This window comes from Pseudomonas sp. CFBP13528 (assembly GCF_005233615.1).
Taxonomy (GTDB): Bacteria; Pseudomonadota; Gammaproteobacteria; order Pseudomonadales; family Pseudomonadaceae; genus Aquipseudomonas; species Aquipseudomonas fluorescens_AM.
Genome location: NZ_QGAJ01000012.1, coordinates 152,898 through 167,893 on the forward strand (window position 1 = coordinate 152,898; position 14,996 = coordinate 167,893).

Here is a 14,996-nt window from a genome sequence, read left to right on the forward strand (position 1 = left end):
ATCCGTGGGCCGCCGCAATGGGCCATCCCTGGCCCAGTGCGGCTAACCCGGCGTCCTGCCGGGTTGCCCACGGATTCAAGCCTGCGTTCGGCCAGCGTGGTTTAACGGGGCGCCTGAGATCAAAAGCAGATCAAGATCAAGATCAAGAGCGACTCGCTTCGCATTGTGGTTACGGGGGGGCGCTGCGGCTTTGCGTTGCTGTCTGAATGGCTGTTGGGGCGAGCAGCAGTATCCGTCCTGTATGAATGAATTTTGTGTTCATCTCGAGAAAAATGAGTTTGTCTCATCATTGCTGTCTCCCGACAATGACCGCCATAGATACCGACATTGGAGATAAAAAGTCATGGCAGTCGCTCATTCCCTCGGATTTCCGCGCATTGGACGCGACCGTGAACTGAAAAAAGCGCAGGAAGCGTTCTGGAAGGGCGAGCTCGATGAAGCCGGCCTGCGCGCCGTGGGGCGTGACTTGCGCAAGGCCCATTGGGACCTGCAGAAACAGGCCGGCATCGAGCTGCTGCCCGCGGGTGATTTCGCCTGGTACGACCAGGTGCTGACCCACTCGCTGATGTTTGGCGTGGTCCCGGAGCGTTTCCGCCCGGCCGATGGCCAGGCCACGTTGCAGACGTTGTTCGGCATGGCCCGTGGCGTCAGTGATGCGTGCTGCGCCGGCGCTCACGCCCAGGAAATGACCAAGTGGTTCGATACCAACTATCACTACCTGGTGCCGGAGTTCAGCGTCGATCAGCAATTCCACCTGGGGTGGGAGCAGTTGTTCGAAGAAGTCCAGGAAGCCCGCGACCTCGGCCACACCGTCAAGCCGGTGGTGATCGGCCCGCTGACGTACCTGTGGCTGGGCAAGGCCAAGGGCGGCGATTTTGACAAGCTTGACCTGCTCGACCGCCTGCTGCCGCTGTACGGCCAGATCTTCCAGCGCCTGGCCGAACTGGGTGTCGAGTGGGTGCAGATCGACGAGCCGATCCTGGTGCTCGATCTGCCGCAGGCGTGGAAGAACGCTTTTGAGCGTGCCTACAACCTGATCCAGCGTGACCCGTTGAAGAAACTGGTGGCCACCTACTTTGGCGGACTGGAAGAAAACCTCGGCCTGGCCGCCAATCTGCCGGTCGACGGCCTGCACATCGACCTGGTACGGGCACCGGAGCAATACCCGACCATTCTCGATCGCTTGCCGGCTTATAAGGTGCTGTCCCTGGGCGTGGTCAACGGCCGTAACGTGTGGCGCTGCGACCTGGAAAAAGCCCTGGCGACGTTGCAACACGCTCAGGAAAAACTCGGTGAGCGTCTGTGGGTCGCGCCGTCCTGTTCACTGCTGCACAGCCCGGTGGATCTGGCGCGCGAAGACCAGTTGGACGCCGAGTTGAAGAGCTGGCTGGCCTTCGCCTTGCAAAAGTGCACGGAAGTCGCGGTACTGGCCCAGGCCCTCGACCAGCCCGAAGCGCCGCAGGTGCTGGCGGCGCTGGCTGAGAGTCGCGAGGTACAGGCTGCGCGCGCCGCGTCGCCGCGTATTCACAAGCCCGCCGTGCAAGCGCGCGTGGCCGCTATCAGCGCCAACGACAGCCAGCGCCAGTCGCCCTTCGCCCAGCGTATCGAGAAACAACGGGCCGGCCTCAACCTGCCGCTGTTTCCTACCACTACAATCGGCTCGTTCCCGCAAACCGCGTCGATCCGCCTGGCGCGCCAGTCGTACAAGGCCGGCAAGTTGAGCGAAGCCGAATACGTCGAAGCGATGCACAGCGAGATCAGGCACGCGGTCGAGGTGCAAGAGAACCTCGGCCTGGATGTGCTGGTGCACGGTGAAGCCGAACGTAACGACATGGTCGAATACTTCGCCGAGCAATTGGACGGCTACGCCTTCACCCGTTTCGGCTGGGTGCAGAGCTACGGTTCGCGCTGTGTGAAACCGGCGCTGATCTATGGTGACCTGAGCCGTCCGAAGGCGATGACGGTGGAGTGGATTCGCTATGCCCAGGGCCTCACGCGCAAGGTGCTCAAGGGCATGCTGACGGGCCCGGTGACCATGCTGATGTGGTCGTTCCCACGGGAGGACGTGAGTCGCCAAGAGCAGGCCCGGCAACTGGCCCTGGCGCTGCGCGATGAAGTGGTGGACCTGGAAGCCGCCGGTATCAGGATCGTGCAGATCGACGAGGCCGCGTTCCGCGAAGGCTTGCCCTTGCGTCAGGCGCAATGGCCACACTACCTGGACTGGGCCACCGAAGCGTTCCGCCTGTGTGCCTGCGGCGTGCGTGACGAGACCCAGATCCACACCCACATGTGCTACAGCGAGTTCAACGATGTGATCCAATCCATTGCGGCGATGGATGCCGACGTCATCACCATTGAAACCTCGCGCTCGGACATGGCGTTGCTGGATGCGTTCGAAGCCTTCGCTTACCCCAACGACATCGGCCCTGGCGTCTACGACATCCACTCGCCACGGGTGCCGGAGGTGGCGCAGATGGTTGACTTGCTGCGCAAGGCAGCCAAGCGGATTCCGGCTGAGCGATTGTGGGTGAACCCCGATTGCGGCCTGAAAACCCGTGGCTGGCCGGAGACGGAAGCGGCGTTGATTCACCTGGTCACGGCGGCGCGCCAACTGCGTGCGGAACTGGGCTGAGGGCGAAGATTGCGCGGCTGGCGTTCGCGTTGTGCGTCATACTGGCACCCATGACTTTCGACTCGCCGCTCGCCGCTTATCAACACGCTATCGCTCAGCAAGGCTTCGTGCCCGACGACGCTCAGCGCCGTGGGGTGCAGGCCTTGCAAACCTGTCATCAGGCGTTGCACCAGGGCGGTTCGCCGATTGCGGGTGTTTACCTGTGGGGCCCGGTGGGGCGCGGCAAGACCTGGCTGATGGACCAGTTCCATCAGAGCCTGCGTGTGCCCGCGCGCCGCCAGCATTTTCATCACTTCATGGGCTGGGTGCACCAGCGCTCGTTCCAGCTCACCGGTACCCGGGACCCGCTGCAGGCGGTGGCGCGGGAACTGAGCCGGGACGTGCGCGTACTGTGCTTCGACGAGTTGTTCGTCAATGACATCGGTGACGCAATCATTCTCGGCCGCCTGTTTCAGGTGATGTTCGAGGAGGGCGTGGTGATGGTGTGTACCTCCAATCAACCCCCTGAGCAGCTGTACGCCGAAGGTTTCAACCGTGAGCGGTTCTTGCCGGGTATCGAGGCGATCAAGCGGCATATGCAGGTGGTGGCCGTGGACGGCGGCGAGGATCATCGCTTGCATCCCGGCGTCGGCCTGCAGCGCTACTGGGTCAATCGGCCCGATGTACTGGCCGCGTTGTTCAGGCAGATGAGCGACGGGCAAACCGTCAGCCACGAGAAGGTGGTGAACGTGGGGCATCGCACGATAGCGGCGGTGCAGGCCAGTGACACGGTACTGTGGTGCCGCTACGCCGAACTCTGCGAACAACCCCTGGCCGCGATGGATTTCATGCTGCTGTGCGATCACTTCAAGGCCATCCTGCTGGCAGAGGTGCCCAACCTCAGCGCACAGCAGCGCCCTGGTCGCATTGCCCGTGGCACCGAAGACGGCGCCGAACGCGTGGTTGCGGGGGATCGCCAATTGCCAGAGTTGTCCAGGCATGATGACAGCGTGCGCCGCTTTATCGCGCTGGTGGATGAATGTTATGACCGTAAAGTGCCGTTGTTCATCGAGGCCCAGGTGCCGCTGGAGCGCCTCTATACCGAAGGCTACCTGGCGTTTCCTTTTCGTCGCACCTTGAGCCGCTTGCGCGAAATGCAGCTGCAGCGCTTCGGCGCCTGAGAACCCCGTGTTCACTTCGTTTGAGGCGTTGGATGCGCGCAATCTACGCGCTTTCTGTCAGACATTTGTCGTTAATCTCCTTCATCTACTGCCGACTCCATGCTTACAATTACCCTTCTCAAAGGGAATCGGTTCCCTGGTTGTCGTTATCGAGGAAGGAAATGGACACCCCAGACATCCTGGTGCTGCAAGCCAGCTACACCAACGCCGTACACGCCGATGCCATCGGTTCGCTGCTCAACCACTATGCTGAGGACCCGATGGGCGGCGGCCACCGTTTGGCGGCCGATCTGTTGCAGCAACTGCCTGCGGAACTGGCCAAGCGCCCTCATGCGTTCAGTGTGCTGGCGTTCGTTGGGGGTGTCCCGGCCGGGCTGGTCAATTGCTTCGAGGGGTTTTCGACGTTCGCCTGTCGGCCGTTGGTCAATGTCCACGATGTGGTGGTGGCGCAACAGTTTCGTGGCTTGGGGTTGAGTCAGAAGATGCTGCAGAAGGTCGAGGAAATCGCCCGGCAGCGCGGTTGCTGCAAGATCACCCTGGAAGTGCTTGAAGGCAATGCGCTGGCGCAGTCGGCGTATCGCAAGTTCGGTTTTGACGACTCGGTATTTGATCCCGCCCATGGCCGCATGTTGTTCTGGAACAAGGCGCTTTAATAAAAGCACTGCAAAAAAAGGCGCCATTGAATGGCGCCAAATAGAACCTTTGCCAAAGGAGCGGGTTGGCACAGGGTACGTGCGAATTAACTCAGCATTAAATCAACTGTTGGGCTGAGCAGGTTCGGCAGTAGTGGCTTTAGTCGGTTTGCCATCGGCGGACACAACTTGCTGTTCGGCCTTGCCGTGGGTTGTTTGCTGAATGAAGCTGAAGTTGTTGTAGAACTCCCTGGAGCGCTCTGAACCGCCCTCTGCAAAGGCCGCGGCGGAGGTCAGGGTTATCAGGCTGGCAAACATCAGTGTCGAAAGTTTCATGACGGTATTCCCATTAAAAGTGATAAGTGTCCGGTCACTCCGTGATCAGATCGTGGGGCGACTATGGCGTTAGCTTATTAAGTGGGAATTAACGAAATTGGCCCGCGAAGTTAATGTTTTTCAACTTCGCGGAGCAGGGCGCTACAACCTCCAGTCCAAGGCCAGGGTAATCGAGCGCGGATCGCCCCAATACACGCCATTGTAAAAACCGACGCGCTCGTAGTATTTCTTGTCGAACAGGTTATTGACGTTGATCGATGCCGTAAGCTGTTCGTCGAACTGGTAGCGCGACATCAGGTTGACCACGGTGTAGCCCTGTTGCTCGATCTTCGCCCGCGTGGTGATCGAGTTGCCTTCGTCATCGCGCTGGCCCGTGGGCCGATTGCCGAAGTCATGGATACCGCTCTGCCAATTCACCGCGCCGCCCACGGTCAGGTTGCGCCAGGCCCCCGGCAGGCGGTAAGCGCTGGATATTTTCAACAGGTTCAACGGTTGGCCGGTATTGTTGCGCTGGCCTGCGCCGTTTACCGAATGGGTATAGGTGTAGCCCGCAGTCAGGTTCCAATCCGGTGTGATTTCCCCGGCCGCCTCCAGTTCGAAACCCTTGACCTTGTTACCTTTGCCGCCGGACTTGTAGTACTCCTCGCCAGTGACCGGGTTGGGCGGCACCGCGTCATCGCGCTCGGCAACGTTGTCCTGGGTGCTCCAGAAATACGCGGCCGCCAGGTTCAGGCGCTCGTTGAGCACGCTGCCCTTGAGGCCGACCTCGTAGTTGCTGCCCAACACCGGCTCCAGGTACTTCTTGTTGACGTCTTTGGCGCTTTGCGGCTTGAAGATGTCGGTGTAGCTCGCGTAGACGGTGTACTGCGGGGTGATGTCGTACAGCAGCCCGGCGTAGGGCGTCCACATATCGTTATGAGTCTGGCGGGTTTTGCCGGAAGCGGTCAGTTGATCATTGGCGTTGTATTCGGGGGTGGCGCTTTCCAGCTCCCAACTGCCGTAGCGGCTGCCGAGTACGGCGTGCAGACGGTCAGTCAGGCTTAGCCGAGTGGCGAGGTAGCCGGCCTTCTGTTGTTTCTTGCTGTGCTCGCCCTTGAGGTCGGTGACATCGTCGGTGAACTTGCCGATACCGCCCATGTGCTTCCAGTCCTCGATGGCGTAGTAGCTTTTGGGCAGATTGCTGCGCATGAACGGCGAAATGTCCCGTTGCGCGGCCTCGCCATAACCCATCATCAGCTGATGTTCGCGGCCCAGCAGCGCGTAGCTGCCAGCCAGGTTGAGGTCGATGGCTTCCATTCTCGACGTGCCGCGCATATGGCTGGCCCAGGCGGTCATGCCGCTGCGGTCGGCATTTGGCAAGCCTGCGCCGCCGTAGTACACCTTGCCATCGGTATCACTCTGGCGATGGGTGTAGGCGGCCTTCAGGTGCCAGTCGCCGCCGAGGCGATGGTCGAGGGTGGCGAAGGTGGTCTTGTCGGTCAGTGGCCAGGAACTCCAGTGCGCGGCCATATTGGTGGAGCGCGACAGCCCGGCTTTGCCGCCCTGGCTGTTCCAGTAGGGCACGGTGCCCCAGGAAGTGCCTTGTACCTGTTTGTCCTGGTAGTCAAAACCTACGGCCAGCACGGTGTCGTCGGACAGGTCGCCCTCGAGAATGCTGTAGCCGACTGCCCGCTGCAGTGCATAGTTATCGCGAAAGGATTGGCTGTCACGGTAAGCCAGTACGCTGCGTCCGCGCAGCTTGCCGTCGAAGGCCAGCGGGCCGCCGACGTCGAGGTAGCTGTAATAGTTGTCATGGGTGGCGCCACTGATCCCGGTTTTCGCCTGCCATTGGGCGGTAGGGCGCTTGCGTACCATGTTGACGGTGGCCGAGGGGTCGCCCGCGCCGGTGGTCAGGCCGGTGGCGCCGCGCACCACTTCGATACGGTCGTAGATGATGGTGTCGGCGTCGCTCTTCATGTAGCCGAAGGTGTTGAGCATCCCGTCAATCTGGAAGTTGTTGATGCCGTAGCCACGGGAGGTATAGGACACGCGGTCCGAGTCATTGTGCTGGACGTTGATGCCGGTGGTCTGGCGCAACACGTCGGTCAGGGTGTTGAGGTTGAAATCATCCATCTGCTGGCGCGTGATCACCGAGATCGATTGCGGGGTTTGCTTGACTGACAGGTTCAGGCGGGTGGCGGTGCTCATCGATCCCGTGGTGTAGGCGCCGGTGTGCTCGGTGGTCGCGCCCAGTCCCTCGGCGGTGACGCGGGTGGCGCCCAGTTCGAGGGTTCCGGCGGGGGCTTGTTCGGGGTCGGTTTCGGCCAGCAGTTCAGGGCTTAGCGCAAGGCTGAACAGGCCCAGGGTAACGGTGATGGAACGGGTAAAAGGCGCGAGCATCGCGGCGAACTCCTTGTCGTCTTTGAGGCCGCCCCCGGAGAGGGCGGGTATGGCTCAAAGACGAAAGGAGACGGGGAACTTTAGGCTTAAACGAGAATGATTGTTATCTTTCTGTTACAAGCCTCTCGGTTACTTGATCACCACCTCGGTGCTGTTGGCCTTTTTCGGTTTGATCAAACTGAAGTCGATCAAGGCTTTCTGCTTGGTCTCGTAAGGGTTGCCGATCAGCAGGGGGCGCGGCTTGAAGCTGTCGCTGACCAGGCTTTTGCTGCGGTCCAGTTCATCGAAGCTCAAGCCGGCCAGGTCCGCCCAGGTATGGATCAACTGCGAGCTGCTGTAAGGCCGTTGCAGGTCGCCGGCGAAGCTCCAGTCGTGGCTTTCGCGCCACTTGGGTGAGGCGTAGGCCATAAAGGGAATGGTGTACATCGGCGCGGTCGGCTTGCCTTCGTTGCGGCCCAGGGTGTCATGGCCGGCAGAGTCGAACACGTCTTCGCCGTGGTCCGACAGGTACAGCAGGAAGCCGTTGGGGTCGGTCTTGGCGTAGTCCTTGATCAGGCTCGAGACCACGAAGTCGTTGTACAGCACCGCGTTGTCGTAGCTGTTGTATGTCGGCAACTGAGCGTCGCTGACTCCGGGCGGCACGCCCTGGCGATCAGTGAACTTGTCGAACGTCGACGGATACCGGTACTGATAGCTCATGTGCGTGCCCAGCAAGTGCACCACGATGAACTTGCGCTCGGCGGTATCGGCCAGGGCCTTGGAGAACGGCGCGAGTACATCGCCGTCGTATTGGCGGGCGTTCTGGTTACGGTTGTTGTTCAGGTACACCTGCTCGTCGGCCTGTTCGGAAAAGGTCGTGAGCATGGTGTTGCGCTTGGTCATGGTCTGCTGGTTGGTGATCCAGAACGTCTTGTAGCCGGCCTGTTTCATCACGCTGACGATCGACGGCGTCTTGAGGTACAGGTCCGGGTTTTCTTCGTCGGCGAAGGTCAGTACCTGTTGCAACGCCTCGATGGTGTAGGGGCGCGGGGTGATGACATTGTCGAATACCGCCAGTTGGTCGCGCAGCTTGTCCAGTTCCGGGGTGGTATTGCGCGGGTAGCCATAAAGGCTCATGCGCTGGCGGTTGGTGGACTCGCCGATCACCAGCACCAGGGTAGACGGCTGGCCGGCCATGCTGTCCTTGAGGTTCTTCAAGGGTGGAATCTGGCTGGCACTGGTCAGCATGCCTTGCATGTTGTCCAGTTGTTCGGTGTAGCGGCGGTAGGCGACGATCATCTGCCAGGGCACGGCCGGTTCGATCCGCGTTTCAAAGCGGTCAATGGCCTGTTCCATCGTGTCACTGGTGGCGATCTGCTTGACCAGCGGGTAGCCGACCACGGCCAATACGATGGCGATGGCCGCCACGATCGATTGGCCGCGAGGCAAGTACACCGGGCGCAGGCGTGTCCACAGGAACACCGCGAAGGCCGTGTGCGCTATGAACGCCAGCACGATCCACCAGGCAAAGTACTGGGTGGCGTATTCGCCCGCTTCAGAAATGTTCGATTCGAACATGATGAAGATCACGCTCTGGGAAAATTCCTGCTGGTAAATGAAGAAATAACCCAGGCTGGCCATGGAGCAGGCCCACAGCACCACGCCGATCACGGCGGCAAGCACCCGCGTTTGCCGCGGGAACAGCAGCATCGGCGCCAGCCACAGCGCACTCATGAAGAATGCCTGGCGGAAACCACTGAAGCCGGACGTACCGGTCAGTTGGATAAGCAGTTGGGTAATACCCGAGAAATACCAGAAAAACAGGAATAACCAGCCAAGGCCGGCCCAATCAAAGCCTTTCGCAGTCGTCGTGCTGCGTTTGAACATCGCCATCCAGCGCCCCATCAGAAAATGATCGTTGCGCACAGGCGCGCAACATCGGGCCGCTCAGAACATGAGCGGCATCGCGGGCGGGAGTATCGGGACAGGTGTGTGAAAACTTTGTGAGTTTTCTGTAGGTATTGCCTTACAAACTAACCAAGCGCCTTCAGCAGAGCGCGGGCTTGGCGCCGGACGGCAGCTCAAGCTGGGCCTGGAGGTGTGAACGCAGGCGCAGGACTTCCTGTTGCAACTGATCGCGCTCGTCCTTCAACTGACGCAATTCATCGCGGCGGATGTTGACATAGAGGGTCTGTGGCGGTCGGGTCATCTGTGCTGTGCTCATTGCTTGCCTCGCAAATAGCCGGGTAGATCGCGCCGCCGAAACAGGTGAGCGGCAGCAGTCGTGGACAAGTTTGAATTCTTTTTCACATCAAGGGAACTTTTTTATTTTTGGTGGTCGTGTGACTTTTGCCGCCGTGATGGTGAAACGATGGCAACTTTTTTACCATGAAACTACACGGATCCGCTCTGGACTAACCCTCATTAGCCTCATTGCGCTATAAACTATGTCACACATTTTTTAGCAGTTAGGAGCATCAGCACATGCAACTGGGGATTATCGGACTAGGCCGCATGGGCGGTAACATTGCGCGGCGCCTGATGCTCAATGGGCATACCACCGTTGTATATGACCGTAACGAAGCCTTTGTCAAAGGCCTGAGCGAGGAGGGCGCCACCGGCGTCGCCGACTTGAAAGCCCTGGTGGCCGGCCTGCAAAAGCCTCGCGCCGTGTGGGTCATGTTGCCGGCGGGCGCTCCCACCGAAGACACCATCAATGAACTGAGCGGGCTGCTGGAAAGCGGTGACGTGATCATTGACGGTGGCAACACCAATTACAAGGACGACGTGCGTCGCGGCAAGGCCCTGGCGGAAAAAGGCCTGCACTATGTCGACGTCGGCACTTCCGGCGGCGTGTGGGGGCTGGAACGCGGCTACTGCATGATGATCGGTGGCGACGTGGAAACCGTGCAGCGCCTTGATCCGATCTTCAAGAGCCTGGCGCCTGGCATCGGCAGCATCCCACGCACCAAGGACCGTTCGGCCTCTGCGGACCCGCGTGCCGAGCACGGCTACATTCATGCCGGCCCGGCGGGCTCCGGTCACTTCGTCAAGATGATCCACAACGGCATTGAATACGGCATGATGCAGGCGTTTGCCGAAGGTTTTGACATCCTCAAGACCAAGAACTCGGACAACCTGCCCGAAGACCAGCGCTTTGACCTCAACGTGGCCGATATCGCCGAAGTCTGGCGCCGTGGCAGCGTAGTGTCGTCGTGGCTGCTGGACCTGACCGCCGATGCCCTGGCGACCGACCCGAAGCTGGACGGCTATTCCGGTTCCGTGGCGGACAGTGGCGAAGGCCGTTGGACCATCGAAGCGGCCATGGAGCAGGCGGTGCCGGTACCGGTCCTGTCGACGTCGCTGTTCGCCCGTTTCCGTTCGCGCCAGCAGAGCACCTACGGTGACAAAATGCTTTCGGCCATGCGCTTCGGCTTTGGCGGCCACGTGGAGACTTCCAAAAAATGACCGCCAACGGCAAGAAACCCAAGGCCGAACCCGCTCCACCCACCACCTTGTTTCTGTTCGGCGCCCATGGCGACCTGGTCAAGCGCCTGCTGATGCCGGCGCTGTACAACCTGAGCCGCGACGGGCTGCTGGGCGATGGCCTGCGGATCGTGGGTGTTGATCACAACGCCATCAGCGATGCGGACTTTGCCAAGAAGCTCGAGGACTTCATTCGAACCGAAGCTGCCGGCAAGGTCCGGGGGAGTGCCGACAATGCGCTGGACCCCCAGTTGTGGGCCCAGTTGGCCAAAGGCATCAGCTACGTCGAGGGTGACTTTCTCGACGACAGCACCTACGCCGATATCGCGCAGAAAATTGCCGACAGCGGCAGCGCCAATGCAGTGTTCTACCTGGCGACCGCACCGCGCTTCTTCAGTGAAGTGGTGCAGCGCCTGGGCAGTGCCGGATTGCTCAATGAGACGGACGAGGGTTTTCGCCGCGTCGTCATCGAGAAACCGTTCGGTTCCGACCTGGCCAGCGCCGAAGCGTTGAACGCCTGCCTGCTCAAGGTGATGAGCGAGAAGCAGATCTATCGCATCGACCATTACCTGGGCAAGGAAACGGTGCAGAACATCCTGATCAGCCGTTTCTCCAACGTGCTGTTCGAAGCGTTCTGGAACAACCACTACATCGACCATGTGCAAATCACCGCTGCTGAAACGGTCGGCGTGGAGACCCGGGGCAATTTCTTCGAAAAAACCGGCACGCTGCGGGACATGGTGCCCAACCACCTGTTCCAGTTGCTGGCGATGGTCGCGATGGAGCCGCCGGCAGCCTTTGGCGCCGATGCAGTGCGTGGCGAGAAGGCCAAGGTGGTCGGTGCGATCCGCCCCTGGTCCCTGGAAGATGCCCGGGCCAATTCGGTTCGCGGCCAGTACACCGCCGGTGAAATCGCCGGCAAGCAACTGCCGGGCTATCGCGAAGAAGCCAATGTTGCGCCTGACAGCAGCACCGAGACCTTCGTCGCGCTGAAGGTCATGATCGACAACTGGCGCTGGGTTGGTGTGCCGTTCTACCTGCGTACCGGCAAGCGCATGAGCATCCGCGACACCGAGATCGTGATCTGCTTCAAGCAGGCGCCGTACGCGCAGTTTCGCGACACCGACGTCGATGAACTCAAGCCCACCTACCTGAAGATCCAGATCCAGCCAAATGAAGGCATGTGGTTCGACCTGCTGGCCAAAAAGCCTGGGCCGACCCTGGAGATGGCCAATATTGAGTTGGGTTTTGACTACAAGGATTTCTTCGAGATGCAACCATCGACGGGGTACGAAACCCTGATCTACGACTGCATGACCGGTGACCAGACCTTGTTCCAGCGTGCCGACAACATCGAGAACGGCTGGCGCGCCGTGCAGCCGTTCCTGGATGCCTGGAAAGAAGATGATGGAATCCAGGCCTACAAGGCCGGCGAAGATGGCCCGGCGGCGGCGGATGCATTGCTGGCCCGTGATGGCCGTGCCTGGCACAGCCTCGGATGAGTGATGCAGCGATTCATCCCATCCGTTTTATCCTCAGTGATGTGGACGGCACCTTGCTGCATCCGGATCACCGCCTCAGCCAGCGCACGGCCGATGCGGTTCGCGCGTTGCGTGAGGCCGGGGTGTTTTTCAGCCTGGCCAGCGGTCGCCCGCCCAAGGCCATGATGCACCTGATCGAGACGTTCGGTATCGACGTGCCAGTGGCGGGCTTCAACGGCGGTACGTTGATCAACCCGGATGGCAGCATTCTGGTAGCCCACCATCTGCCGGCGGAAGCGGCGTTGGTGACGCTGGCGCTGTTCTCGGCCGAGCCGGATGTGGAAGTCTGGGTGTTCGCCGATGGCGACTGGCTGCGCCGTGACTCGCCAGGGCCGATGGAGCAGCGCGAAGCCGACGGCCTGGGGTATGGGCCGGTGGTGGTGGAGAGTTTCGAGCCCTACCTGGACCGGGTCGACAAGATCGTCGCCGCGAGCAATAACACGCAGTTGCTGGTGGAGCTGGAAGCGCAGTTGCAGCCCAAGGTGAAGGGTCTGGCTCAGGTTTCCCGTTCCCAACCGGTCTATCTGGATGTGACGGCGATGCTGGCCAATAAAGGCGAAGCCTTGAAGACCCTGGCGGCGCACCTTGGGGTGCCGCTTGCGCAAACGGCGGCTATTGGTGACGGCGGCAACGATCCGGCGATGTTTCAGGTGGCCGGTTTATCGATTGCCATGGGCCAGGCGGAAGAAACCGTCAAGCGTCAGGCCAGCGTCGTCACCGGCAGTAATATCGAAGACGGTGCTGCCGAAGCGTTCGAGCGATTTATCCTCAACGCGCGATAAGTCAGTGCAACTTCCGATCACTGTAATGCGGTGATCGGAAGTTACTCGGTCGACTTACTTGGGCATTGCCCACTGCTGCAACTGGTGGCCATCTTTGTCGAGCTCGGCACGTGCCTGCAACAGCAAGTCTTCCAATTGCGCCGGGTCGGTGTAAGTGGTCGATGACAGCTGTTTACTGCCGATACGGGTATTGGTGCGGTCGATGACGCTCAGGCTGAGGGCGCCATGACCATCGTGCCAGGCCACGCACTGGAAGGGCTGGAAAGCACGGTCTGCAATCAAAAGAGCTTCGTTGATGCGCAGCGGAGCGTTCATGTGTGTCGTCTCTCTCTGTGCCCATTCAAGTGAATACCGGCGGTTGGGCTGACCGTGCGGTGGGTTACTTGTACTGATGCACGATGGTGGGGGGCGGGTCACATGCTAGAACAAGAATTTTTAACTTTCCCTGACTGACGTCATGTAAGCGGCTGTTTTGAAAGCAGAACTAACGTTTGGCACGCGAGCAACTTTTTACCGGTTGATGGCTTTTTGCTCGCAGTTATAGCGAAAGGGTACAAGCGTCGCGTCAATATTTTGCTATGTTCCCATCTTGCTACTACAAACTATTGTTTCTATTAAAAAAACTGACGCCAAGGAATAGTCATGGTTGTGACTTCTGCGCAACGCCGCTTGCTGGTCGTCGACCCTTGTGAGGATTGTCACGGGTTGCTGCCCGGCTTGCGCACGGTCGGATGGGAAGTGGACAGCTGTACCCTCGAAGCCGTGGGCGAGCGTTCCTGCGATGTGGGCCTGTTGCGGTTACAGCCTTGTCATCTGGAGCGGCCCGAGGCGGTCAAGGAGCTGATTGGTCGTAGCGGTACCGAATGGATCGCGGTACTCAGCCAGGATGTGTTACGCCTGCAGAACGTTGGGGATTTCGTCTGCGAATGGTTTTTTGACTTTCACACCTTGCCGTTCGACGTGTCGCGGGTGCAGGTTACCCTGGGGCGCGCCTTTGGCATGGCGCGCCTGCGCGGCAAGGGCAACACCCCGGTGGGTGGGCCTGAGCATGAGTTGCTGGGCGATAGCCGGCCCATTCGCGAACTGTGCAAATTGTTGTCGAAGCTGGCGCCCACTGAATCGCCGGTACTGATTCGGGGGGACAGCGGCACCGGCAAGGAACTGGTGGCCAAGATGCTGCACCGGCAGTCCCAGCGACACGCCAAGCCGTTCGTGGCGATCAACTGCGGTGCGATTCCTGAACACCTGATCCAGTCGGAACTCTTCGGCCATGAAAAGGGCGCCTTCACCGGTGCGCATCAGCGCAAGGTCGGGCGTATCGAGGCAGCCCACGGGGGCACGCTGTTTCTCGATGAAATCGGTGATCTGCCGATGGAGCTGCAAGCCAACCTGTTGCGGTTTCTCCAGGAGAAACAGATCGAGCGCGTGGGCGGTAGCCAGCCCATCCCGGTGGATGTGCGGGTGCTGGCTGCCACCCACGTTGACCTTGAGGCCGCAGTCGAGAAGGGCACCTTTCGCGAGGACCTGTATTACCGGCTGAACGTGCTGCAAGTCGTCACCGCGCCCCTGCGCGAACGCCATGGCGACGTGGCGATGCTGGCCAATCACTTCTCGCGTTTCTATAGCCAGGAAACCGGCCGCCGCCCGCGCAGCTTCAGCGAAGAGGCCTTGGTGGCGATGGGGCAACACCCGTGGCCGGGCAACGTGCGTGAATTGGCCAACCGTGTGCGCCGTGGCCTGGTCCTGGCTGAGGGGCGCCAGATCGAAGCGGTTGACCTGGGACTGCAAGGCCCCCAGGCCGTGTCGCCGCCGATGGCAACACTGGAAGATTATAAGCACCGCGCCGAACGTCAGGCATTGTGCGACGTACTCCACCGGCACAGCGACAACCTGAGCATCGCGGCCCGGGTGCTGGGCGTTTCCCGGCCGACGTTCTACCGGTTGTTGCACAAGCATCAGATCCGCTAGGGACCTTTGTGGGAGGGGGCTTGCCCCCGATGGCGGCCTCCGGGCCGACCAGGATGTTGGATCAGACCGAGTACATATCCGTTTCTGCGGTAACGGCTGCT

General features: G+C 60.4%; 12 protein-coding genes. 7 read left to right on the top strand and 5 right to left on the bottom strand.

Features of this window, described 5'->3' with window-relative positions; genetic code table 11:
- The first annotated feature begins 343 nt into the window (after positions 1-343).
- From metE to PspCFBP13528_RS20415, 3 genes are all read left to right on the top strand, one after another.
- Complete coding sequence (metE, locus tag PspCFBP13528_RS20405; protein ID WP_137201384.1) at positions 344-2,632, top strand: 5-methyltetrahydropteroyltriglutamate--homocysteine S-methyltransferase; 2,289 nt, start codon at positions 344-346, stop codon at positions 2,630-2,632.
- Positions 2,633-2,682: 50 nt separating this feature from the next.
- On the top strand, positions 2,683-3,792 hold the full coding sequence (gene zapE, locus PspCFBP13528_RS20410; RefSeq protein WP_137201385.1) for a cell division protein ZapE: 1,110 nt from the start codon (positions 2,683-2,685) through the stop codon (positions 3,790-3,792).
- 161 nt (positions 3,793-3,953) lie between these two features.
- Positions 3,954-4,445 (top strand): GNAT family N-acetyltransferase, encoded by a 492-nt coding sequence (locus PspCFBP13528_RS20415; protein ID WP_065952510.1) that lies wholly within the window; start codon positions 3,954-3,956, stop codon positions 4,443-4,445.
- 102 nt (positions 4,446-4,547) lie between these two features.
- Here the strand turns inward: PspCFBP13528_RS20415 and PspCFBP13528_RS20420 are convergent, their stop codons facing one another.
- From PspCFBP13528_RS20420 to PspCFBP13528_RS27655, 4 genes are all read right to left on the bottom strand, one after another.
- Positions 4,548-4,760, bottom strand: a complete 213-nt coding sequence (locus PspCFBP13528_RS20420; protein ID WP_065952511.1) for a hypothetical protein — start codon at positions 4,758-4,760, stop codon at positions 4,548-4,550.
- A gap of 141 nt (positions 4,761-4,901) precedes the next feature.
- Complete coding sequence (locus tag PspCFBP13528_RS20425; RefSeq protein ID WP_137201386.1) at positions 4,902-7,139, bottom strand: TonB-dependent siderophore receptor; 2,238 nt, start codon at positions 7,137-7,139, stop codon at positions 4,902-4,904.
- Positions 7,140-7,268: 129 nt separating this feature from the next.
- Positions 7,269-9,011 carry a phosphoethanolamine transferase CptA gene (locus tag PspCFBP13528_RS20430; RefSeq protein WP_065952720.1) on the bottom strand — a complete coding sequence of 581 codons (1,743 nt, stop codon included), beginning with the start codon at positions 9,009-9,011 and terminating at the stop codon, positions 7,269-7,271.
- A gap of 154 nt (positions 9,012-9,165) precedes the next feature.
- Positions 9,166-9,342, bottom strand: a complete 177-nt coding sequence (locus tag PspCFBP13528_RS27655; RefSeq protein ID WP_256544602.1) for a DUF6026 family protein — start codon at positions 9,340-9,342, stop codon at positions 9,166-9,168.
- A 260-nt stretch (positions 9,343-9,602) separates the two neighbouring features.
- Here PspCFBP13528_RS27655 and gnd point away from each other — a divergent pair, with 260 nt between their 5' ends.
- The 3 genes from gnd to PspCFBP13528_RS20445 are packed head-to-tail and all read left to right on the top strand — an operon-like array spanning position 9,603 to position 12,927.
- On the top strand, positions 9,603-10,586 hold the full coding sequence (gene gnd, locus PspCFBP13528_RS20435; protein ID WP_065936262.1) for a phosphogluconate dehydrogenase (NAD(+)-dependent, decarboxylating): 984 nt from the start codon (positions 9,603-9,605) through the stop codon (positions 10,584-10,586).
- On the top strand, positions 10,583-12,106 hold the full coding sequence (zwf, locus tag PspCFBP13528_RS20440) for a glucose-6-phosphate dehydrogenase (RefSeq protein ID WP_065952513.1): 1,524 nt from the start codon (positions 10,583-10,585) through the stop codon (positions 12,104-12,106). The genes gnd and zwf overlap by 4 nt, the downstream gene beginning before the upstream one ends.
- Entirely contained in the window at positions 12,103-12,927 is an 825-nt protein-coding gene (locus tag PspCFBP13528_RS20445; protein WP_065952514.1) for a Cof-type HAD-IIB family hydrolase, read from the top strand. Before zwf ends, PspCFBP13528_RS20445 begins: the two co-directional genes overlap by 4 nt.
- Before the next feature lie 54 nt (positions 12,928-12,981).
- Here PspCFBP13528_RS20445 and PspCFBP13528_RS20450 read toward each other — a convergent pair whose 3' ends face one another.
- Positions 12,982-13,242: a hypothetical protein gene (locus PspCFBP13528_RS20450; RefSeq protein ID WP_057722166.1), complete on the bottom strand. Its 261-nt coding sequence runs from the start codon at positions 13,240-13,242 to the stop codon at positions 12,982-12,984.
- A 327-nt stretch (positions 13,243-13,569) separates the two neighbouring features.
- Between PspCFBP13528_RS20450 and PspCFBP13528_RS20455 the strand changes: the two genes are divergently transcribed.
- Positions 13,570-14,895 carry a sigma-54 dependent transcriptional regulator gene (locus tag PspCFBP13528_RS20455; protein ID WP_137201387.1) on the top strand — a complete coding sequence of 442 codons (1,326 nt, stop codon included), beginning with the start codon at positions 13,570-13,572 and terminating at the stop codon, positions 14,893-14,895.
- Positions 14,896-14,996: the final 101 nt, after the last annotated feature.

What these genes read in the sequence shown, in the direction of transcription:
- PspCFBP13528_RS20450 (WP_057722166.1), bottom strand. Translation starts at nt 13,242, where the DNA reads ATGAACGCTCCGCTGCGCATCAACGAAGCTCTTTTGATTGCAGACCGT.
- gnd (WP_065936262.1), top strand. Translation starts at nt 9,603, where the DNA reads ATGCAACTGGGGATTATCGGACTAGGCCGCATGGGCGGTAACATTGCG.
- PspCFBP13528_RS20415 (WP_065952510.1), top strand. Translation starts at nt 3,954, where the DNA reads ATGGACACCCCAGACATCCTGGTGCTGCAAGCCAGCTACACCAACGCC.
- zapE (WP_137201385.1), top strand. Translation starts at nt 2,683, where the DNA reads ATGACTTTCGACTCGCCGCTCGCCGCTTATCAACACGCTATCGCTCAG.
- PspCFBP13528_RS27655 (WP_256544602.1), bottom strand. Translation starts at nt 9,342, where the DNA reads ATGAGCACAGCACAGATGACCCGACCGCCACAGACCCTCTATGTCAAC.
- metE (WP_137201384.1), top strand. Translation starts at nt 344, where the DNA reads ATGGCAGTCGCTCATTCCCTCGGATTTCCGCGCATTGGACGCGACCGT.
- PspCFBP13528_RS20455 (WP_137201387.1), top strand. Translation starts at nt 13,570, where the DNA reads ATGGTTGTGACTTCTGCGCAACGCCGCTTGCTGGTCGTCGACCCTTGT.
- PspCFBP13528_RS20425 (WP_137201386.1), bottom strand. Translation starts at nt 7,139, where the DNA reads ATGCTCGCGCCTTTTACCCGTTCCATCACCGTTACCCTGGGCCTGTTC.
- PspCFBP13528_RS20420 (WP_065952511.1), bottom strand. Translation starts at nt 4,760, where the DNA reads ATGAAACTTTCGACACTGATGTTTGCCAGCCTGATAACCCTGACCTCC.
- PspCFBP13528_RS20430 (WP_065952720.1), bottom strand. Translation starts at nt 9,011, where the DNA reads ATGGCGATGTTCAAACGCAGCACGACGACTGCGAAAGGCTTTGATTGG.
- PspCFBP13528_RS20445 (WP_065952514.1), top strand. Translation starts at nt 12,103, where the DNA reads ATGAGTGATGCAGCGATTCATCCCATCCGTTTTATCCTCAGTGATGTG.
- zwf (WP_065952513.1), top strand. Translation starts at nt 10,583, where the DNA reads ATGACCGCCAACGGCAAGAAACCCAAGGCCGAACCCGCTCCACCCACC.